The following is a 20,195-nucleotide window of genomic DNA, read 5'->3' as shown; positions in this document are numbered from 1 at the left end:
CCATGGCCAAGACCAATCCGGGTCGTTTCTTCGAGGATTACGCGGTGGGGCAAGTGATCGCCCATGCCGTGCCGCGCACCCTGTCGGGGGGCGAGCGCGCGCTGTATCACGCGCTGTATCCGGCGCGGCATGCGCTTTATTCCTCGGATGCCTTCGCGGCCGCTTGCGGTCTGGGCGTGGCCCCGCTGGACGATCTGATCGCGTTTCATACGGTCTTTGGCAAGACGGTGCCCGATATCTCGCTGAACGCGGTGGCCAATCTGGGCTATGCCGAGGGGCGCTGGCACCGGCCGGTGCGGGCGGGCGATACGCTTCGGTCGCAATCCGAGGTGATCGGGCTCAAACAGAACTCGAACGGCAAGTCGGGCGTGGTCTGGGTTAGGACCCGGGGGCTGAACCAGCGCGACGAACTGGTGCTCGACTATGTGCGCTGGGTGATGGTGCGCAAGCGCGACACGGACGCCCCGGCGCCCGAAACCGTCGTGCCCGACCTGGCCGAGGTTGTCGCGGCAAGCGATCTGGTGCTGCCCGAGGGGCTCGATTTCACCGGCTATGATTTCACCCTGGCGGGCGAGCCGCACCGGCTGGCCGATTACGAGATCGGCGAGGTCATCGACCATGTCGACGGGGTGACCGTCGAGGAGGCCGAACACATGCAGGCCACGCGGCTTTGGCAGAACACCGCCAAGGTGCATTTCGACGCCACGTTCCGCGAGGATGGCAGGCGGCTGATCTATGGTGGTCATGTCATCAGCCTGGCGCGTGCGCTGTCCTTCAACGGGCTGGCCAATGCGCAGATGATCGTCGGGCTGAACGGCGGGGCCCATGCCAACCCCTGTTTCGCGGGCGATACCGTCCGTGCCTGGTCCGAGGTGCTGGACAAGGCCGAGACGTCGGCACCGGGCGTCGGCGCGATCCGGCTGCGGCTGGTGGCGGTCAAGGCGGGCGGCGAGCCCGGCGCGCTGCGCGGCGAGGATGGCAAGTACCGCCCCGAGGTGCTGCTGGATCTCGATTACTGGGCGCTGATGCCGGTCTAGGGAAGACCGCCGGTTCGTGCTAGGCTGCGAGGGTCTTCTGGCCCTCGTTTTGCTTTGCGCGGATGTTGAACAGGCTTGCATTGATCGGAACCTTCGTTGGCGGTGCCGCGACCATGGGTCTTCTGGGGCTTGGGGGCTTCGACGTCCTGCACGACCCGGTGCCCCGGACCGCCGCAGAGGCCGTGGCCCAGCTGACCCGGATCGTCGGCGACACGACCGACCTCGCGGCGCGGGCGGCCATCGTGACCGAGGCGACGCGGGTGGCGGCCGTGGCGGCCCGGCCGCTGGACGACGCGACCGCCGTGATCGCCCATGTGAGTTTCGGCGTCTTCGACCTGCCCGCGCTTCAGGCCTGGGAGGTCGAGGCCAGCGACGGCCGGATCATCCCGCTGACGGTCCAGAGCGGCGGTCCAGAGCGACGGGGCAGGGCATGTCGTCCTGGTCTTCGACGGAAAGGCCTACCGGCTGGGGGTCGGCAAGTTCCTCGGCTACGAAAGCGGGGGCGACATCTGCCGGTTGCTGCTGGTGCGGCAGGTGCCAAGCGTCGGGTACCGCCTTCGGTGGCGTTGCCTGTCGGATCACAAGGAACCGATCTGAAAGCGTGATCACGACCCCTCAAGCCGTGATCACAAACATCATTTTTTCGCGGTCGCAGCGGAAAAACATGCGCAATTCGGCGTTCACACCGTGACTCCGCCTCAAAAAACGGTATCACATCGCCCCACAGCAGACCCCCAGCACGAGAGGGACCCCATGGCTGACATCGAACGGGGAAACCGCCCGCTTTCCCCCCATCTTCAGATCTACCGTCCGCAGATCACGTCGGTGACGTCGATCTTCACCCGCGTGACCGGCAACGCGCTCATTCTCGGCGCGGTGCTGATCGTGTGGTGGCTGATCGCTGCCGGCACCGGGCCCGAAGCCTTCGCCCGCGCGGACTGGGTGCTGACCTCGTGGCTGGGCAATCTGGTGATGTTCGGCTCGCTCTGGGCGCTCTGGTATCACACGCTGGCCGGGATCCGTCACGTCATCTGGGACAACGGCTACGGGCTTGAACTCGAAACCGCCGAAAAGCTCGGCTGGATCGTGATCTTCGGGTCCGGCGTGCTGACCGTCCTGACCGTCCTGACCCTGTGGATCTTCTGAAGGAGGCCCGCGAAATGCGCTATCTCACCGACCGAAAGCGTGCCGAAGGGCTCGGCGCGTCGAAGGCAGGCACCGAACACCACTGGTACATGAATGTCAGCGGCGTCGGTCTGACCCTTCTGATCCCTTTCTTCGTCTTCATCGTCGGGACCTCTCTGGGCGCGCCCTATGAAGAGGTCGTCGCCACCCTGTCGCAGCCGTTCCCCGCGGTGATCGTGGGTCTGACCATCGCGGCCGGCATGCTGCATTTCCGCCGCGGCGCGCAGATGATGATCGAGGACTACTGGGGCGGCATGACCCGCAAGGTCATGCTGTGGACCGTGATCTGCCTGAGCTACCTGGTGATGGCGGCGGGCCTTTACGCGATCGTCCGGATCGCGATCTGAAGCTAACGGAGAGCAGGGTTCATGGCCGCTTACGAATACGAGACGCATGACTACGACGTGGTGGTTGTTGGGGCCGGCGGCGCCGGTCTGCGCGCCACGCTGGGCATGGCCGAACAGGGCCTCCGCACCGCCTGCGTGACCAAGGTCTTCCCGACCCGGTCGCATACGGTGGCAGCCCAGGGCGGCATCGCCGCAAGCCTGGGCAACATGGGGCCCGACAACTGGCAATGGCACATGTACGACACCGTCAAGGGGTCGGACTGGCTGGGCGATACCGACGCGATGGAATATCTCGTCCGCGAGGCGCCCAAGGCGGTCTACGAGCTGGAACATTACGGCGTGCCCTTCTCGCGCACCGAGGCGGGCAAGATCTACCAGCGCCCGTTCGGCGGCCATACGACCGAATTCGGCGAAGGCCCGCCGGTGCAGCGCACCTGTGCCGCGGCCGACCGCACCGGCCATGCGATCCTTCACACGCTGTACGGCCAGAGCCTCAAGGAAAAGGCCGAGTTCTTCATCGAATACTTCGCCATCGACCTTCTGATGTCCGAGGACGGGCAGTGCCAGGGCGTGCTGGCCTGGAAGCTCGATGACGGCACGCTGCATGTCTTTGCCGCCAAGATGGTGGTTCTGGCGACCGGCGGCTACGGGCGCGCCTATTTCTCGGCCACCTCGGCGCATACCTGCACCGGCGATGGCGGCGGCATGGTCGCGCGGGCCGGTCTGCCGCTGCAGGACATGGAGTTCGTGCAGTTCCACCCGACCGGCATCTACGGTTCGGGCTGCCTCATCACCGAGGGGGCGCGCGGCGAGGGCGGTTATCTGACCAACTCGGAAGGCGAGCGGTTCATGGAACGCTACGCGCCGACCTACAAGGATCTGGCCTCGCGCGATGTCGTGTCGCGCTGCATGACCATCGAGATCCGCGAGGGCCGGGGTGTGGGCGCGAACAAGGATCATATCCACCTGAACCTCAGCCACCTGCCGCCCGAGACGCTTGCCGAGCGCCTGCCGGGCATCTCCGAAAGCGCCAAGATCTTCGCCGGTGTCGATGTCACCAAGGAGCCGATCCCGGTTCTGCCGACGGTGCATTACAACATGGGCGGCATTCCCACGAACTACTGGGGCGAGGTGCTGAACCCGGTCGAGGGCGATCCCGACCGCGTGGCGCCGGGCCTGATGGCGGTGGGCGAGGCGGGCTGCGCCTCAGTCCATGGCGCGAACCGGCTCGGGTCGAACTCGCTGATCGACCTCGTGGTCTTCGGCCGGGCGGCCGCGATCCGCGCGGGGCAGATCGTCGATCCCTCGACCGCGGTGCCGCTGCCGTCTAAGGCCTCGATCGACAAGGCGCTGGGCCGGATGGACGGGCTGCGCCACGCGAAGGGCACGGTCACGACGGCCGAGCTGCGGCTGGAGATGCAGAAGACGATGCAGGCCGACGCGGCCGTCTTCCGGACCGACAAGTCGCTGGCCGACGGTGTCGAGAAGATGACCGCGGTCGCGGGCAAGCTCGATGACATCAAGGTATCGGACCGCTCGATGATCTGGAACTCGGACCTGATGGAAACGCTGGAGCTGACCAACCTGATGCCGAATGCGCTGGCCACCGTGGTCGCGGCCGAGGCGCGCAAGGAAAGCCGTGGCGCCCATGCCCACGAGGACTATCCCGATCGCGACGATGCCAACTGGCGCAAGCACTCGCTGTCGCGCGTTGACGGCGCGTCGGTCGATCTGACCTACCGGCCGGTGCATCTCGACCCGCTGACCCGGACCGAGGATGGCGGCATCGACCTGAAGAAGATCGCGCCCAAGGCGCGCGTCTACTGAGCCGGGGGATGGTCGGGCCGAGCCTTACGCCGACGGTGTGGCCCGACGCGATCCGGCATTCGGGGGCCAAGGCTCGGGTCCCCACGCCCCTTGTTGGCCGCCCTGCGCCCGTTGTCCGGCGCGGCGGTCCCCAGACCGAACGCCTGTGCGTCTAGCCAAGAAAGGTTGAACCCATGGTTGAACTCACGCTTCCCAAGAATTCGGTCGTGAAGACCGGCAAGACCTGGCCGAAGCCGCAGGGTGCCACCAATATCCGCACCTTCCGCATCTATCGCTGGGACCCGGATACCGGCGAGAACCCGCGGGTAGATACCTATTTCGTCGATCTCGACACCTGCGGACCTATGGTTCTGGACGCGCTGATCAAGATCAAGAACGAGATCGACCCGACCCTGACCTTCCGCCGGTCCTGCCGCGAAGGCATCTGCGGGTCCTGCGCGATGAACATCGACGGGGTGAACACGCTGGCCTGTACCCGCGGCATGGACGAAATCACGGGCGACGTGAAGATCTACCCGCTGCCGCACATGCCGGTGGTCAAGGACCTCGTGCCCGACCTCACCCATTTCTACGCCCAGCATGCCAGCGTCATGCCCTGGCTCGAAACCAAGTCGAACACGCCCGCCAAGGAATGGCGCCAGTCCATCGAGGACCGCAAGAAGCTCGACGGGCTTTACGAATGCATCATGTGCGCCAGCTGCTCGACCTCCTGCCCGTCCTACTGGTGGAATGGCGACAAGTATCTGGGGCCGGCAGCCTTGCTGCACGCCTATCGCTGGATCATCGACAGCCGCGACGAGGCCACGGGCGAGCGTCTGGATTCGCTGGAAGATCCGTTCAAGCTTTATCGCTGCCACACCATCATGAACTGCACCAAGACCTGCCCCAAGGGGCTGAACCCGGCCAAGGCCATCGCCTCGATCAAGAAGATGATGGTCGAGCGGACGGTCTGACGCGCGCCCGGTGCTGCGCGATATCCTGATCCTCGGCACGGCGGCGGCAGGCCTGCTTCTGGTCCTGTCGCCGCCGATGCGGCGCTGGCGGTTCTGGCGGGCGATGGTGACGCCGCTTGCCTCGATCATCGGCTCGGGCTTCCTGGTGCTGGGACCGATCCTGAACCAGAGCCTCGGGATCTGGTCGCCCGCGGCGATGGCGGCCCTGGCGCTGATCGCCCTGGGCTTCGGCGGCGCGATCCGCTACAGCATCGCGGCCGGGGCCCATGGCAACCCGCCCGGCCGCCTCGGCGCCCTCGCGGAAACCGCGGCGGGCTGGACGCTGGCGTTTTCCTACGTCATCTCGGTTGCCTATTACCTGAACCTTCTGGGCGCCTTCGCGGTCCGCTTGACGCCCTTCGACGCGCCCCTCAACGCCCGGATCGTGACCACCGCGGTCTTCCTGCTGATCCTCGGGGTGGGCGTGACCCGAGGGTTCGAGGCGCTGGAAGGGCTCGAGAAATACGCGGTCAGCCTGAACCTTGCGGCAATCTGCGGGCTTCTGGTCGGGCTCGGGCTTTTCTTCGGCGAGACGGCCGCCACGACCGGCCCGGTGCTGACGCCCGCCAGCGTGAGCCCCTGGGCCGCGCTGACGCTGTTCTTCGGCCTGATCGTGACAGTGCAGGGCTTCGAGACCTCGCGCTATCTTGGCGCCGAATATGACGCCGATCTCAGGATCCGATCCATGCGGGGCGCGCAATATGTCTCGACCGCGATCTATCTCGTCTATGTCACGCTCCTGGTGCTGTGCTTTGCACCGGGCACGGGCGCGCTCGACGATACCGCCATCATCGGCCTGACCGCGACGGTCTCGCCGCTTCTGCCGCTGGTGCTGACGGTGGCGGCGCTGGCCGCCCAGTTCAGCGCCTCGGTCGCCGACACGACCGGCGCGGGCGGGCTGGTCGCGGAACGCTCGAAAGGGCTTGTCGGCAACCGCGCGGCCTATGCGGTTCTGGTTGCGGCGGGCATCGGGCTGACCTGGACGGCGGATGTCTTTGCGATCATCTCCTATGCCTCGCGGGCTTTCGCGCTTTATTACGCGCTGGAAGCCGTAATCGCGACGCTGGCTGCGCGCCGGGCGGGGCAGGGCGGCCGCGCCGCGGGCTTTGCGGCCCTTGCCGTGCTGGGGCTCGCCATCGCGTTTCTCGGTCGCCCGGTCGAATGACCCAGACAGCAGAGCCCCGGATGCCGAAAGAGCCCCCACGCTATGCCGCCGAGCGCCGGGCTGCGGCCCCGGTCGTCTGCTATCCGCCTGAAAGCCTGCCCGCGCCGCCGATGCCACTTTATGACCGGCTCCGTGCTGGCATGACCGGGGTCGCACAACTCGAGATCCCTGCCCGCGACGCCCGCGCCTTCCGCGTTCCGGCGGGCCATGTGCTGCGGATTTCCTGCATCGAGGGGCCGCAGGTCGGCGATCTGAACCTCTGGAACGCCCATGACCTGTCCGAGCGGTTCTATTCCGGCAAGACCCGCGCGCTGCATGGCACGCATGTCGGCACCGGCGACCGGCTCTGGTCGAGCTTCCCGCATCTACGCCCGATGGCCACCGTCATCGCCGACAGTCTGGGCTGGTACGGCTTCGATGCCGACGGTGCGGGCGTCCATGACGTGATCGGCACACGCTGCGATCCCTATACCAATGGCCGCCTCGGCGGCGCGCCCTTCCACCGCTGCTGCCATTCGAACCTGATCCGGGCGCTCGCCGCTGAAACAGGCCTCAGCCCGGCGGCGGCCGAGCCCCATATCCATGACGTGCTGAACGTCTTCATGTGCACGGGCTTCACCCGCGACACCCACCGCTATTTCACCAAGGCAAGCCCTGTCCGGCCGGGCGACCACCTTGATCTCTTCGCCGAGATCGACCTGCTTTGCGCGCTCAGCGCCTGCCCCTGGGGCGATTGCAGCGGCAATTCGACGGACCAAGCGCGCTGCCATCCGCTGGGCGTCGAGATCTTCGCTCCGGCCCCCGGCGCGCTCGACGGCTGGACCCCGCCCACGCCCGCGCCCTACGACCGCTCGCACGGGCTCTAATCTTCTTCTTGGCCTAAATACCCAAGCCGCAACGCCCGTCGGTTGCCCCGTCCCGGGGGTCAGGAAAACGCGGCCTCCAGCGCGATCTCGACCATCTCGGCGAACCCTGTCTGGCGTTCCTCGGGCGAAAGCGCCGCCCCGGTCAGCAGATGGTCCGACACCGTCAACACCGCCAGCGCCCGCGCCCCGTGCCGGGCAGCCAGAATGTAAAGCTCGGCCGCTTCCATCTCGACTGCGAGAACGCCGTGCCGGGTCAACTCGGCGTTCAGGTCGGGACGTTCGTCATAGAAGACATCGGCCGAATAGATGCCGCCGACATGGGTCCGGGCGCCCTTGGCTTGCGCCGCCCGATGCGCCGCCGCCAGCAGCCCGAAATCGGCGCAAGGTGCGAAATTCAGCTCGCGGAAGGTGCCGCGCGAGGGCGTCGACAGCGTGGAACTCGTCATCGCCAGCACGATGTCGCGCAGCGCGACATGCTCCTGCATCGCGCCGGCCGATCCGATCCGGATCAGCGTCCTTGCGCCATGCTCGCGGATCAGCTCGTTGGCATAGATCGACAGCGAGGGCATGCCCATGCCGCTGCCATGGATCGTGACCCGGTGGCCGCGCCAGAACCCGGTAAAGCCCAGCATCCCGCGCACCCGGTTGATGCAGACCGGGTCGGTCAGGAAGGTCCGCGCCGCCCATTCCGCGCGCAGCGGGTCGCCGGGCAGCAGGACGGTCTCGGCGATCTCGCCGGGTTGCGCGCCGATATGAAGGCTCATGGGGGTCTCCTCAACCGCTGAGACCCCCGTTATAGCCGCTGGCTATTCCGCCGCCACCCGTTCGGGCGAGATCAGCCCGACCACGTCGAACATGATCCGGTTCAGCTCGAAATCCTTCGGCGTATAGACCTTGGCCACGCCCATCGCCTTCAGCCGCCGGGCGTCTTCGTCGGGGATGATGCCGCCCACCACAACCGGGATATGGGTCAGCTCGTGCTCCTTCATCAGCCGCATCAGGCTTTCCATCAGGGGCATGTGGCTGCCCGACAGGATCGACAGACCGACGATGTCGACCCCCTCGGCCTTGGCCGCAGCCACGATTTCCGATGGGGTAAGCCGAATCCCCTCATAGGAGATATCCATGCCGCAATCGCGGGCACGGGCGGCGATCTGTTCGGCGCCGTTCGAATGGCCGTCGAGACCGGGCTTGCCGACCAGAAACTTCGGTCGTCGCCCGAGCCGTCCGGCCAGCGCATCGACCTCGGCCCGAATCTCGTCCAGCCCCTCGGTCCGGTTCGAGGGGCTTTTCGACACGCCCGTCGGCCCCCGGTACTGGCCGAAGACCGCGCGCATCACATCGCCCCATTCGCCGGTCGTGGCCCCGGCCTTGGCCGCCGCGATCGAGGGCGGCATGATGTTCGCCCCCGTCGCCGCCGCCTCGCGCAGCGCGGCCAGAGCGGCTTCGACCGCGGCGCCGTCGCGGCTGTCGCGCCAGGCGGCCAGTCGGGCGATCTGGTCGGCCTCGACGCTGGGATCGACCACCATGATCGCGTCCTCGCCCGAGGTCAGCGGCGAGGGCTCCCCATCGACCCAGCGGTTCACGCCGACCACCACCGTGGCGCCGGTCTCGACCCGGCCGATGCGGTCGGAATTGCTTTCGACGAGCCGCGATTTCATGTGCTCGATCGCGGCCACCGCGCCGCCCATCGCGTCGATCTGTGCCAGTTCGGCCCGGGCGTTCCGCTTCAGCTCCTCCACTTTCGCGGTGACCGCCGGGTTGCCCTCGAACAGGTCCTCATATTCCAGAAGGTCGGTCTCGTAGGCCAGAATCTGTTGCATCCGGATCGACCATTGCTGGTCGAAGGGGCGCGGCAGGCCCAGCGCCTCGTTCCAGGCCGGAAGCTGCACGGCGCGGGCGCGGGCGGATTTCGACAGCGTCACCGCCAGCATCTCGATCAGGATGCGGTAGACGTTGTTCTCGGGCTGCTGCTCGGTCAGGCCGAGGCTGTTGACCTGCACCCCGTAGCGGAACCGCCGGTGCTTGGGGTCGTCGACGCCGTAGCGTTCCTGGCAGATCTCGTCCCAGAGCTCGACGAAGGCGCGCATCTTGCACATCTCGGTGACGAAGCGGATGCCCGCATTCACGAAGAAGGAGATCCGCCCGACCATGCCCGGGAAGTCCTCGGGCGCCACCTTCCCGCGCAGATCGTCCAGCACCGCGGTCGCGGTCGCCAGCGCATAGGACAGCTCCTGTTCCGGCGTCGCCCCCGCTTCCTGCAGGTGATAGGAACAGACGTTCATCGGGTTCCATTTCGGCAGATGCTCGCGGGTATAGGCCGCGACATCGGTGATCATGCGAAGGCTGGGCTTCGGCGGGCAGATATAGGTGCCGCGGCTCAGATATTCCTTGATCAGGTCGTTCTGCACCGTGCCCTGCAGCTTCGAGACATCGGCGCCCTGTTCCTCGGCCACGGCGATATAAAGCGCCAGCAGCCAGGGTGCGGGCGCGTTGATGGTCATCGAGGTGTTCATCTGTTCCAGAGGGATCTGGTCGAACAGGGTTCGCATGTCGCCCAGATGGTCGATCGGCACGCCGACCTTGCCGACCTCGCCGCGCGCCAGTTCGTGATCGCTGTCATAGCCGGTCTGGGTCGGCAGGTCGAAGGCGACCGAAAGCCCGGTCTGCCCCTTGGCGAGGTTGGCGCGGTAAAGCGCATTCGAGGCCTCGGCGGTCGAATGGCCGGCATAGGTGCGGAACAGCCAGGGCCGATCGCGGACCGGGGTTTGAGTGTCGTTGGGCATACGGACCTCCCTTGGCTGGTGACTGAACTGCCTTGGCCGCAATAATGTTGCGACGCAAATGCAAATAGGCGAAAGAATCTGTCTCTGTCAATTCGCCGCAGCGCGGCATCTACGTCAATCGCGGCTTTTGCCCCGTTTTCTCCCTTCAATGGTCCAGAATCGCGGCGACGGTGTGGCACACGCTGTGACGGTATGCGGCGCGATCATGTATCCTTGTGGAGGCGCCAATTTCAGTTCGTACCCTTGTTTCCACCTTCCTCGCCGTGGCCGTCGCCGCATCTGTCGCGAGTCCCGCCTTCGCGCTCGACCGCAATGTCAGGATCGTCAACAACACCGGCTTTGCGCTGGTCGAATTCTATGGGTCGAACACGGGCGCCAGCACCTGGGAAGAAGACATCCTGGGCCCCGACATCCTCTATTCGGGCCAGTCGGTGATGGTCAATTTCCATGACGGGTCGGGCTATTGCCTGTTCGACTTCCGCGCCGTCTTCGAGGATGGCGACGAACTGGTCGAACCGCGCGTGAATGTCTGCGAGATCGGCACCTTCACCTATCACTAGGCAGCGATTCGTCTCGGACATAAAGTTTCAAGATGGGCGCGCATCGGGTTGCAATGTTTCGCGGCTGACCGTATCTCCTCGGAATAGCGCGACTCTGCGGCGCAGCATTGCTTGAGGAGGCACCCATGGCCCTTGATCAGAATCCCGGGATCGCGCCCTATGAGGCGCCCGAGAAGGAGCTTTACGAAATCGGCGAGATGCCCCCGCTGGGCTACGTTCCGCCGAAGATGTATGCGTGGGCGATCCGGCGCGATCGCCATGGCGAGCCCGACAAGTCGTTCCAGGTCGAGGTGGTCGATACGCCCGCCATCGACAGCCACGAGGTGCTGGTCCTGGTGATGGCGGCGGGCGTCAACTACAACGGCATCTGGGCGGGGCTCGGCATTCCGGTCTCGCCCTTCGACGGGCACAAGGCGCCCTATCACATCGCCGGCTCGGACGCGTCGGGCATCGTCTGGGCGGTCGGCTCGGCGGTGAAGACCTGGAAAGTGGGCGACGAGGTCGTGATCCACTGCAATCAGGACGACGGCGACGACGAGGAATGCAATGGCGGCGATCCGATGTTCTCGCCCAGCCAGCGGATCTGGGGCTACGAGACCCCGGACGGGTCCTTTGCCCAGTTCACCCGTGTGCAGGCGCAGCAATTGCTGGAACGGCCGCGGCACCTGACCTGGGAGGAGTCGGCCTGCTACACGCTGACCCTGGCCACCGCCTACCGGATGCTGTTCGGTCACCATCCGCATGAACTGAAACCCGGCCAGAACGTGCTGGTCTGGGGCGCCTCGGGGGGGCTCGGGTCCTTCGCGATCCAGCTGATCAACACCGCGGGCGCGAATGCGATCGGCGTGATCTCGGAGGAGTCCAAGCGCGACTTCGTCATGGATCTGGGCGCCAAGGGCGTGATCAACCGCAAGGATTTCAAGTGCTGGGGCCAGCTGCCCAAGGTCAATACGCCCGAATACAAGGAGTGGTTCGGCGAGGTCCGCAAGTTCGGCAAGGCGATCTGGGACATCACCGGCAAGGGCGTCAATGTCGACATGGTGTTCGAGCATCCCGGCGAGGCGACCTTCCCGGTCTCGACCTTCGTGGTCAAGCGCGGCGGCATGGTGGTGATCTGCGCGGGCACCAGCGGGTTCAACCTGACGATGGATGCCCGCTATGTCTGGATGCACCAGAAGCGCATCCAGGGCAGCCACTTCGCCCATCTCAAGCAGGCCGCCGCCGCGAACCGGCTGATGGTCCAGCGCCGGATCGATCCCTGCATGTCCGAGGTCTTCCCCTGGGACGAGATCCCGCAGGCGCATCTGAAGATGCTTCGCAACGAGCACAAGCCGGGCAACATGGCGGTTCTGGTGCAGGCGCCGCGCACCGGTCTGCGGACTTTCGCCGACGTTCTGGACGCTGGTCCCGTCGCTTGATTCGGCCCTAAAGTTGTGGTTTATTTCAGGGCGCACGCATAGCGTGTGCCCTTCGCGAATCTGTCCTCCAGATGCGAATCGCTTCTCCTCCGACCGGAAATCAAGAGCTTGCATTTGCGGCCCCTCCCCATTTCTGGGGAGGGAGAATTCGCGAATTTCGACGAATTTTGTCCTGTGCTAGACTAATTTTAACGTTTCATTAACCACTAAGACAGGACAACGACCATGAAGCACGAGTGGCTGATCGACATTCTCGGCGACCTCAAGAACTATGCGAGAAAGAATGGGTTGACCGCTCTGTCCGAGGAGCTCCTCACCTGCCAGGCTCTGGCAGCTGTCGAGATCTCGTCCCTCGAGGCAGGCCGTGCGCGGGCTCAGGTTGGGGAAAGAGCGTCGTCGGTGACGACGTGGGGCGATGCAGATTCATGTGATGCAAGGCGGCTTAGAATCGTTCCTCGACCGGTTGCAACGGGCAACGACGCTTGAGGACCTGTATCGTGCCACCGAAGACCTGCGCGACCGCTACGGCGTCTTCCACGTCGTCTATCACTGGGTGAACAGCGTCGGCGAACGCTACGGCGCCGGCACCTACTCGACCGAATGGGTCGACCGCTATCTCGACCGCGACTACCTGATGATCGATCCGGTGATCTTTGGCTGCTACAGCCGCTTCCATCCGGTCGACTGGAAAGAGCTCGACTGGTCCAGCAAGGCCTCGCGCGCTTTCTTCGAAGACGCCATCGCCCACGGACTTGGCAATCAGGGTGTGTCGATCCCGTTGCATGGACCCAAGGGGCAGTTCGCGCTCTTTACCGTGAACGACAGTTGTTCCGATGTATCCTGGGACATGTTCAAACAGCTCAATCTTCGCGACCTGATCCTGATCGCCCATGACTTCAACAAGAAGGCGCTGGAATTCGAGCAATCGGCCGATCAGGGGCCGCGGGCTGCGCTGTCGCCGCGCGAACTCAGCGCGATGACGCTTCTGGCCAAGGGCATGAGCCGGGCTCAGGCCGCGCAGGAGCTGTCGATCTCCGAACACACGCTGCGGGTCTATGTCGAGACCGCCCGCCACAAGCTCGGAGCCCTGAACACGACCCATGCGGTGGCCCGTGCCCTGAGTGCCGGTCTGATTGTCGTCTAGGCTTAACTATCTGTTAAGAAAAGAAATATTCCCCTGACGTGACGTTAGGGGGCGCTTGGTTAGCGCGCTGGTAACCAAGCTCTCCGTAGCCTGAGCCCATCAAGTGATCGGCAGAGGGCTACCAATCATGCTGCGTTACATCTACGGTGTCGACCTTCACAAGTTCCCGCTTCTGCGCGACACCATGTTCAGGGACCGCGCGCTTCAGTTCCATGACCGTCTCGGCTGGGCTGTCAGCGTCAACGACAAGGGCGAAGAGCGCGACCAATATGACGCCCTGAACCCGCTTTACGTGATCTGGGAACAACCCGACGGACGCCATGGCGGCTCGATGCGGTTTCTTCCCACGACCGGGCGGACGATGGTGAACGAACACTTCCTGCATGTGACCGGCGGCGCGCGCATCGAAAGCCCGCTGATCTGGGAATGCACCCGGTTCTGTCTGGCGCCCGATGCGGGACGCGAGGTTTCGGCCGGGCTGGTGCTGGGCGCGGGCGAGGTGATGGCCCAGTTCGCGGTCGACCATTTCGTCGCTGTCTTCGACCCGCGGATGGAACGGATCTACCGCCTGATGGGGGTCGAGCCGGATGTCATCGGCACCTCGGGCGAGGGCCGCGACCGCATCGGCGTGGGCCTGTGGGAAATGCAGGACGCCGCCTGGCCCCGCACCCTGGCGCGCCTCGGCATCGGGCGCGAGACCTCGCTGGACTGGTTCCGCGCCTCGTTCTCGGCGCCGACCCCGGCGCAACGGGAACTCGCCGTCGCCTGAACGCGCTGGCACCGGATGGGCGCGGCCTGTAGGCTGCGCCCATGACCGTGCCCGCGCTGCGCTTTTCCGAGGACCAGGCCGAAGCCCATGATCGCGTGGCGGGAATGCTACGCGGCTTTGGCGTCGATCTGGATGACGCGACTCTCAGCGCCCGCACCGAGGGCAAGACCGGCGTTCTGGCGGTCACCGGCAAGGCCGGATCGGGCAAGACGCTGCTCTTGGCGGAACTGGTGCGCGCCGCGGTCGAGGCGGGGGTCGAGATCGTCTCGGGCGATTATGAGGGCAAGCGCCGCAAGGACCGCCGGACGCTGGCGGTTCTGGCGCCGACCAACAAGGCCGCCAGCGTGCTGCGCCAGCGCGGCGTGCCCGCGACCACGATCCACCGCATCATCTACACACCCGTCTACGATCCCGAATACGAGAAGATCGCCGAATGGCTGACCGGCGAGGGCGACCGCCCCGAGATCGAGGCACTGACGGATGCGGCGCTCGACCGGGCGCAGGCCTTCTATGCCTCGGTGCCCTCGATCCCCGGGGCGCTGGCGGCGGCGGGGCTTAAGGGCAGCGATTTCATCAAGGGTTGGAAGCGGCGCGAAGACCCGCTGGATATCGGGTTCGTCGACGAGGCCTCGATGCTCGACGAACGCCAGTTCGATGATCTGCGCGAACTTTTCCCCGCGCTGGTTCTCTTTGGCGATCCCGCGCAGCTCGCGCCGGTCAACCAGTCGGGCAAGATGGTCTTCGACCGGCTGGCCGGGCCGCAGACGCTGGAACTGCACCGCATCCACCGCCAGGAGGACGACAACCCGATCCTCGATCTTGCCCATGCGCTGGCCGACCCCGAGGTCGATTTCGAGCGGTTCGAACGGATGGTCGAAGACGCCGCCGCCCGCGACCCCCGGGTCGAGCTGGCGCCCCGGGTCGATTCCGACCTGATGGCGCGCTCGCCGGTGCTGGTCTGGCGAAACGCCACCCGCATCCGGCTGATCAACGCCTTCCGCCAGGCCCATGGCGCGCCCGAGGACGCGCTGTTGCCGGGCGAGCCGCTGATCTGCGACGGGATCGAGCTGCCGCTGAAACACCGCAAGAAACGGATCGACCTCGAGGCGCGCGGGCTGATCAAGGGCGCGCAGGTGATCTATGTGGGGGCGGGTCGCAAGCCGGGCTTCTCGATCATGCATGTGATCGGCGCCGAGGACCCGCGCTTGTCGGTGGCTTCGATCGTCAAGATCGAACTGCCCGACGAAGAGGAACCCTTCATCCCCTATGCCGCGACCATGGGTGCGGCCTTCCTGCACGGGGCTGCGGTGACGATCCACAAGGCGCAGGGGTCGCAATGGCCTGCGGTGCAGGTCTTTGCCCCCGATCTTTACGCGGCCGCCCGGGCGGGCCGCGTCGAGGCGGGCCAGCCGCTTTGGAAACGGCTGGCCTATGTCGCGATCACCCGCGCCGAAGAGCGCCTGCTTTGGGTCACGCGCTACCGGCTGGCGCGGCCGACCCGCGCGCTGACGGCCGACGATCTGGTGGCCGCGCCCGCGCCCCTGACCCTGACCGCCGAGGAGGCGCGCCCATGACCGCAAGGACGATCCTGATCACCGGCGCCAGCAGCGGCATCGGCCGCGCCACGGCCGAGCTGTTTCTGGCCAATGGCTGGCGGGTCGGGCTTCTGGCCCGCCGTGCCGATCTGCTGGACGAGATCGCGGCGGGGCACGAGGGTGCGCTGTCGCTACCTGCCGACGTGACCGATGCCGGGGACGTCGAGGCCGCCTTCGACGCCTTCATGGCCTGGGCCGGGCGGCTGGACGTGCTGTTCAACAATGCCGGCACCTTCGGCCCCTCGGGTTCGATCGACGAAATCGATCCGGCTGCCTGGGCGCAGGTGCTGGCGGTCAATGTCGGCGGCATGTTCCTGGCCGCGCGCGCGGCCTTCGCGCGGATGCGACGGCAGGACCCGCAGGGCGGGCGGATCGTCAATAACGGCTCGCTCTCGGCCCATGTCCCGCGCGAGGGCTCGGTCTGCTACACGACGACCAAGCATGCGGTGACCGGGCTGACCAAGACGCTCAGCCTCGACGGGCGGCCTTTCGGGATCGCCTGCGGGCAGATCGACATCGGCAATGCCCGCACCGCGCTGGTCGAGGATCTGACGGAACGCGCGCGGGCCGAGGGCCGGCCGGTGCAGCCCACCATGGATGTCGCCCATGCCGCGCGTGCGGTCTTGCACATGGCCGACCTGCCGCCCGAGGCCAATGTGCAGTTCATGACGGTGATGGCGACGACGATGCCCTATATCGGGCGCGGCTGATCAGCTTTTCATCATCCGGAACGCGGCCGAGGCCCCCCAGCCCGCGGCGATGGCGATGCCGAGCGACAGGATCGCATAGGCCAGCGGATGCTGGTGGGCCAGCAGGTAAGTCCAGCGTTCCAGCCCGACCTTGTGCACGCCGATGGTGGTCTCGAAGGCGTCCACCACCTCGCCGCCCCGGGTCAGGAAGATCCGGGTGGCATAGTCGCCCTCGGTCAGGTTCGAGGGCAGCGCGATCGAGGTGCGGAACAGGGTCTGTTCGTCCAGCTCGACCGCGCCGGGCAGTTCCTGATAAAGCCCCGTCTCGGAGCGGATGCGGATCAGCGCGTCGATGAAGCTTTGCGCCTCGGCAGTTTCTTCGGTAGCCCCCACCGCCCGGATTGCGCGCGGGATCGACACCTTGTGGCGCAGGTCCTCGGTCTGGGACAGCGCCTGATCCAATGGCGCGGTCGTGGCCACCGCATAGAAGCTGGGCGCCGCCGCGATCCGGACGGATTCGGTGTTGACCCAGATCCCGACGCGGCGGTCCTTCTTGCGGACGGTGGCGGGCGTCGAGGGCCCGGCCACCGTTACCACCACCTCGAGTGGGGGACCTTCGGGGGCGGGGGCGTCGCGCTTGACGGCACCGAAGATCAGGATCTCGGAGCCCGCGAAATTGGTGGTGATCGACACCCGGGTCTGGCTGAGTCCTGCCACCACCTGCTCGGCCCGGGCGGGCAGGGTGGCCAGCAGCAGCACGACGATCAGACGCCAGACCATCAGCGCACCCTCTCGGCAATCGAATAAAGCTCGGCCGGTTCGATCAGCAGATCGAGCGCGAGCTTGCCGCAGACCGCCAGCACCAGGATCGCGAGCCAGATGCGCAACTGTTCGGCCTTCATCTTCAGCCCGATGCCGGTGCCGATCTGCGCGCCGACCACGCCCCCGATCAGCAACAGAAGCGCCAGCCCCAGATCGACGGTGTGGTTGGTCGTGGCATGCAGGATCGTCGTAAAGCCGCTGACGAAGATGATCTGGAACAGCGAGGTGCCGATCACCACCTTGGTCGGCATGCCAAGGAGGTAGATCATCGCGGGCACCATGATGAAGCCGCCGCCGACGCCCATGATCGCCGAAAGCACGCCCACGAAGGCGCCGACGATCAGCGGCGGGATCGCCGAGAGGTACAGCCCCGAGGTGCGGAACTTCATCTTGAAGGGCAGGGCGTCGAACCAGATCCGCTGCTTGCGCTTGCGCACGACGCCCTTGCGCGTGCGGTTGATGGCGGCCAGGCTCTCGATGAACATCAGGGCGCCGATCACGCCCAGGAAGACCACGTAGCAGAGCTTGACCAGCAGATCGACCTGGCCGATGCCGCGCATCAGGTTGAAGATCCAGACCCCCAGCACCGCGCCGCACATGCCGCCCGCCAGCAGCACCGTTCCCATGCGCAGATCGACCGTCTTGCGCCGGAAATGCGCCAGCACGCCCGAGATCGACGAGGCGACGATCTGCGCCGCCTGGGTCGCCACCGCGACCGCCGGGGGGATGCCGATGAAGAACAGCAGGGGCGTCAGCAGGAACCCTCCGCCGACGCCGAACATCCCCGACAGGATGCCGACGATCCCGCCCAGGCCCAGCAGGACGAAGGCGTTCACGGAAACCTCGGCGATGGGTAGGTAGATCTGCATGACCGGTCCCTAAAGCGCCTCTCCCGGTCCTGGCAAGGATGCGCGGCCCGGCGGGGTCAGATTTTACCGCTCTTTCACATAGGGCTCGCCGCCTGCGCGGGGAGGGATTGCGCGTCCGACGAAGCCCGCGAGGATCACCACGGTCAGGATATAGGGCAGCGCATCCATCACCTGCACCGGCAGGCCGACCCCGCCAAGCTCGATGTTCTGATAGCGCAGCGCAATGGCCTGCAGCAGCCCGAAAAGAAGCGTCGCGCCCAGCGCCTGCCACGGCCGCCATTTCGCAAAGATCAAAGCTGCCAGCGCGATATAACCCCGCCCGGCGGTCATGTCCCTTGAAAAGCCCGCCTGCAGCGCGGTCGCCAGATAGGCCCCCGCCAGCCCGCACAGAAGCCCGCAGATCGCCACCGCCGCATAGCGCGTGGCCTGGACCGAGACGCCCGCGGTATCGACCGCCTCGGGGTTTTCGCCGACCGCGCGCAGCCGCAGTCCGAAGCGCGTCCGGTACAGCACCCACCAGCTGGCCGGAACCAGCAGGGCGGCGACATAGACCAGCAGCGTGTGACCCGAGATCAGCTCGGCATAGACGGGGCCCAGCACAGGCACCGGGCGCAGCGTCTCGGCGAAGGGCAGGGTAATGGCCTCGAACCGCGCTCCGCCCAGAAGCGAGGGCGTGCGCCCGCCCTGATGGAACCAGTCCTGGGCCAGCACCACGGTCAGCCCGGCCGCAAGGAAGTTGATCGCGACGCCCGAAATCAGCTGGTTGCCCCGGAAGGTGATGGCCGACAGCCCATGCAGCCCGGCCAGGGCCATCGACCCGCCGATCCCGGCCAGCAGCCCCAGCCAGACCGAGCCCGTCACCGCCGCCGTCGCGGCCGAACAGAAGGCCGCGGCCAGCATCTTGCCCTCGAGCCCGATGTCGTAGATGCCCGAGCGTTCCGAGAACAGCCCGGCAAGGCAGGCCAACAGCAGCGGCGTGGCCAGCCGGACGGTGGAATCGAGCACCTGCAGCAGCGTCGGAAAATCCATCACGCGGGCCCTTTCTGGAGCGCGAGGAACAGTCGTTCCAGCGGCATCCGCACCATGTTGTCGAGCGCGCCGGTAAACAGGATCACCAGTGCCTGAATCACCACGATCAGCTCGCGCGGGATGTCGGTCCAAAGCGCCAGCTCCGCCCCGCCCTGATAGAGAAAGCCGAACAGGATCGCCGCGAGAAACACGCCGACGGGGTGGTTCCGGCCCATCAGCGCGACCGCGATACCGATGAAGCCCGCCCCCTCGACCGAGTTCAGCACCAGCCGCTCGGCCTCGCCCATCACGGTATTGACGGCCATCAGCCCGGCCAGCGCGCCCGAGATCAGCATCGCCCACATCACCGTGCGCACCGGCCGGATGCCGGCGTAGATCGCGGCCGGTTCGGAATGGCCGAGCGCCCGGATCTCATATCCGAGCCGCGAGCGCCAGATCAGCAGCCAGACCGCGACCGAGGCCGCCAGCGCCAGCAGAAAGCTGATATTGGCGGGCGCGGCCTTCGAGAAGGCGATGCCAAAGGGCGCCAGAAGGTCATGCAGCGTAGGAAGGTGGGTGCCGTCTGCGAACCGCGCGGTCGACGGGTCCATCGAGCCCACCGGGCGCAGCACGTTGACCAGCAAATAGTTCAGAAGCGAGGCCGCGATGAAGTTGAACATGATCGTGGTGATGACGATATGACTGCCGCGCCGGGCCTGCAGCCAGGCCGGAATGGCCGCCCAGGCCGCGCCGAACAGCGCCGCGCCAAGGGCCGCCGCCGGCAAGGCCAGCGCCCAATGCGGCCAGGGCAGCGCAAGGCAAACGAGCGCCACGCCCAGCCCGCCCAGCGTTGCCTGCCCTTCGCCGCCGATATTGAACAGCCGCGCATGGAAGGCGACCGAGACCGCAAGCCCGGTGAAGATGAAATTGGTCGCGTAGTAAAGCGTGTAGCCCCAGGCATAGGTCGAGCCGAGCGCGCCGGTGACCATCATCCTGACGGCCGCGACCGGGTCCTCGCCGATGCCGAGGATCACCAGCGCCGACAGCAGCGCGGCCAGAGACAGGCTGATCAGCGGAATGAGGACCAGATCGGCCCATTTCGGCATCGCGCTCATC

20 protein-coding genes are annotated in these 20,195 nt (G+C 66.3%); 14 read left to right on the top strand and 6 right to left on the bottom strand.

Annotation, left to right across the window (positions count from 1 at the left end; all coding sequences use genetic code 11):
- Positions 1 to 2 precede the first annotated feature (2 nt).
- The 8 genes from C8N38_RS11080 (at position 3) to C8N38_RS11050 (ending at position 7,419) form a co-directional block, all read left to right on the top strand.
- The gene (locus tag C8N38_RS11080; RefSeq protein ID WP_108027243.1) at positions 3 to 1,037 is read left to right on the top strand and encodes a MaoC family dehydratase; all 1,035 of its coding nucleotides are present in this window, start codon (positions 3 to 5) and stop codon (positions 1,035 to 1,037) included.
- An 80-nt stretch (positions 1,038 to 1,117) separates the two neighbouring features.
- Positions 1,118 to 1,642: a hypothetical protein gene (locus C8N38_RS21120; protein WP_146176257.1), complete on the top strand. Its 525-nt coding sequence runs from the start codon at positions 1,118 to 1,120 to the stop codon at positions 1,640 to 1,642.
- 148 nt (positions 1,643 to 1,790) lie between these two features.
- On the top strand, positions 1,791 to 2,183 hold the full coding sequence (gene sdhC / locus C8N38_RS11075; RefSeq protein ID WP_108027242.1) for a succinate dehydrogenase, cytochrome b556 subunit: 393 nt from the start codon (positions 1,791 to 1,793) through the stop codon (positions 2,181 to 2,183).
- 14 nt (positions 2,184 to 2,197) lie between these two features.
- Positions 2,198 to 2,569, top strand: a complete 372-nt coding sequence (gene sdhD / locus C8N38_RS11070) for a succinate dehydrogenase, hydrophobic membrane anchor protein (protein ID WP_108027241.1) — start codon at positions 2,198 to 2,200, stop codon at positions 2,567 to 2,569.
- 21 nt (positions 2,570 to 2,590) lie between these two features.
- Complete coding sequence (gene sdhA / locus C8N38_RS11065; protein ID WP_108027240.1) at positions 2,591 to 4,396, top strand: succinate dehydrogenase flavoprotein subunit; 1,806 nt, start codon at positions 2,591 to 2,593, stop codon at positions 4,394 to 4,396.
- Positions 4,397 to 4,569: 173 nt separating this feature from the next.
- Positions 4,570 to 5,349 carry a succinate dehydrogenase iron-sulfur subunit gene (locus tag C8N38_RS11060; protein WP_108027239.1) on the top strand — a complete coding sequence of 260 codons (780 nt, stop codon included), beginning with the start codon at positions 4,570 to 4,572 and terminating at the stop codon, positions 5,347 to 5,349.
- Positions 5,350 to 5,359: 10 nt separating this feature from the next.
- Positions 5,360 to 6,553, top strand: a complete 1,194-nt coding sequence (locus tag C8N38_RS11055; RefSeq protein ID WP_108027238.1) for a hypothetical protein — start codon at positions 5,360 to 5,362, stop codon at positions 6,551 to 6,553.
- Positions 6,550 to 7,419, top strand: a complete 870-nt coding sequence (locus C8N38_RS11050; RefSeq protein ID WP_245895682.1) for an urea carboxylase-associated family protein — start codon at positions 6,550 to 6,552, stop codon at positions 7,417 to 7,419. The genes C8N38_RS11055 and C8N38_RS11050 overlap by 4 nt, the downstream gene beginning before the upstream one ends.
- Before the next feature lie 59 nt (positions 7,420 to 7,478).
- On the opposite strand, the gene deoD is transcribed toward C8N38_RS11050, so the two are convergent.
- Complete coding sequence (gene deoD / locus C8N38_RS11045) at positions 7,479 to 8,183, bottom strand: purine-nucleoside phosphorylase (RefSeq protein ID WP_108027236.1); 705 nt, start codon at positions 8,181 to 8,183, stop codon at positions 7,479 to 7,481.
- A gap of 42 nt (positions 8,184 to 8,225) precedes the next feature.
- Complete coding sequence (locus C8N38_RS11040) at positions 8,226 to 10,205, bottom strand: protein meaA (RefSeq protein WP_108027235.1); 1,980 nt, start codon at positions 10,203 to 10,205, stop codon at positions 8,226 to 8,228.
- Between the two features lie 263 nt (positions 10,206 to 10,468).
- On the opposite strand from C8N38_RS11040, the gene C8N38_RS11035 reads away from it, so the two are divergent.
- From C8N38_RS11035 to C8N38_RS11010, 6 genes are all read left to right on the top strand, one after another.
- Positions 10,469 to 10,765, top strand: a complete 297-nt coding sequence (locus tag C8N38_RS11035) for a hypothetical protein (protein ID WP_245895680.1) — start codon at positions 10,469 to 10,471, stop codon at positions 10,763 to 10,765.
- A gap of 125 nt (positions 10,766 to 10,890) precedes the next feature.
- Entirely contained in the window at positions 10,891 to 12,183 is a 1,293-nt protein-coding gene (ccrA, locus tag C8N38_RS11030; RefSeq protein ID WP_108027234.1) for a crotonyl-CoA carboxylase/reductase, read from the top strand.
- Positions 12,184 to 12,613: 430 nt separating this feature from the next.
- Positions 12,614 to 13,327 carry a helix-turn-helix transcriptional regulator gene (locus C8N38_RS11025; RefSeq protein WP_108027320.1) on the top strand — a complete coding sequence of 238 codons (714 nt, stop codon included), beginning with the start codon at positions 12,614 to 12,616 and terminating at the stop codon, positions 13,325 to 13,327.
- A gap of 127 nt (positions 13,328 to 13,454) precedes the next feature.
- Positions 13,455 to 14,096: an acyl-homoserine-lactone synthase gene (locus tag C8N38_RS11020; protein ID WP_108027233.1), complete on the top strand. Its 642-nt coding sequence runs from the start codon at positions 13,455 to 13,457 to the stop codon at positions 14,094 to 14,096.
- Positions 14,097 to 14,137: 41 nt separating this feature from the next.
- A complete protein-coding gene (locus tag C8N38_RS11015; protein WP_108027232.1) occupies positions 14,138 to 15,670 on the top strand; it encodes an ATP-dependent DNA helicase in 1,533 nt (510 codons plus the stop codon).
- Positions 15,667 to 16,401, top strand: coding sequence for an SDR family oxidoreductase (locus C8N38_RS11010; protein ID WP_108027231.1), 735 nt, complete (start codon positions 15,667 to 15,669; stop codon positions 16,399 to 16,401). Before C8N38_RS11015 ends, C8N38_RS11010 begins: the two co-directional genes overlap by 4 nt.
- On the opposite strand, the gene C8N38_RS11005 is transcribed toward C8N38_RS11010, so the two are convergent.
- The 4 genes from C8N38_RS11005 to C8N38_RS10990 form a co-directional block, all read right to left on the bottom strand.
- The gene (locus tag C8N38_RS11005; protein WP_108027230.1) at positions 16,402 to 17,160 is read right to left on the bottom strand and encodes a TIGR02186 family protein; all 759 of its coding nucleotides are present in this window, start codon (positions 17,158 to 17,160) and stop codon (positions 16,402 to 16,404) included.
- Complete coding sequence (locus tag C8N38_RS11000; RefSeq protein ID WP_108027229.1) at positions 17,160 to 18,071, bottom strand: sulfite exporter TauE/SafE family protein; 912 nt, start codon at positions 18,069 to 18,071, stop codon at positions 17,160 to 17,162. The genes C8N38_RS11005 and C8N38_RS11000 overlap by 1 nt, the downstream gene beginning before the upstream one ends.
- 63 nt (positions 18,072 to 18,134) lie before the next feature.
- Entirely contained in the window at positions 18,135 to 19,100 is a 966-nt protein-coding gene (locus C8N38_RS10995; protein ID WP_108027228.1) for an ABC transporter permease, read from the bottom strand.
- The gene (locus tag C8N38_RS10990) at positions 19,100 to 20,194 is read right to left on the bottom strand and encodes an ABC transporter permease (RefSeq protein WP_108027227.1); all 1,095 of its coding nucleotides are present in this window, start codon (positions 20,192 to 20,194) and stop codon (positions 19,100 to 19,102) included. The genes C8N38_RS10995 and C8N38_RS10990 overlap by 1 nt, the downstream gene beginning before the upstream one ends.
- Between the last annotated feature and the right edge of the window lies 1 nt (position 20,195).

Origin of the sequence: Rhodovulum kholense (assembly GCF_003053725.1) — a bacterium.
Classification (GTDB): Bacteria; Pseudomonadota; Alphaproteobacteria; order Rhodobacterales; family Rhodobacteraceae; genus Rhodovulum; species Rhodovulum kholense.
Note: the sequence above shows the minus strand (reverse complement) of the source record. Positions and strands in the feature narration are given on the sequence as shown.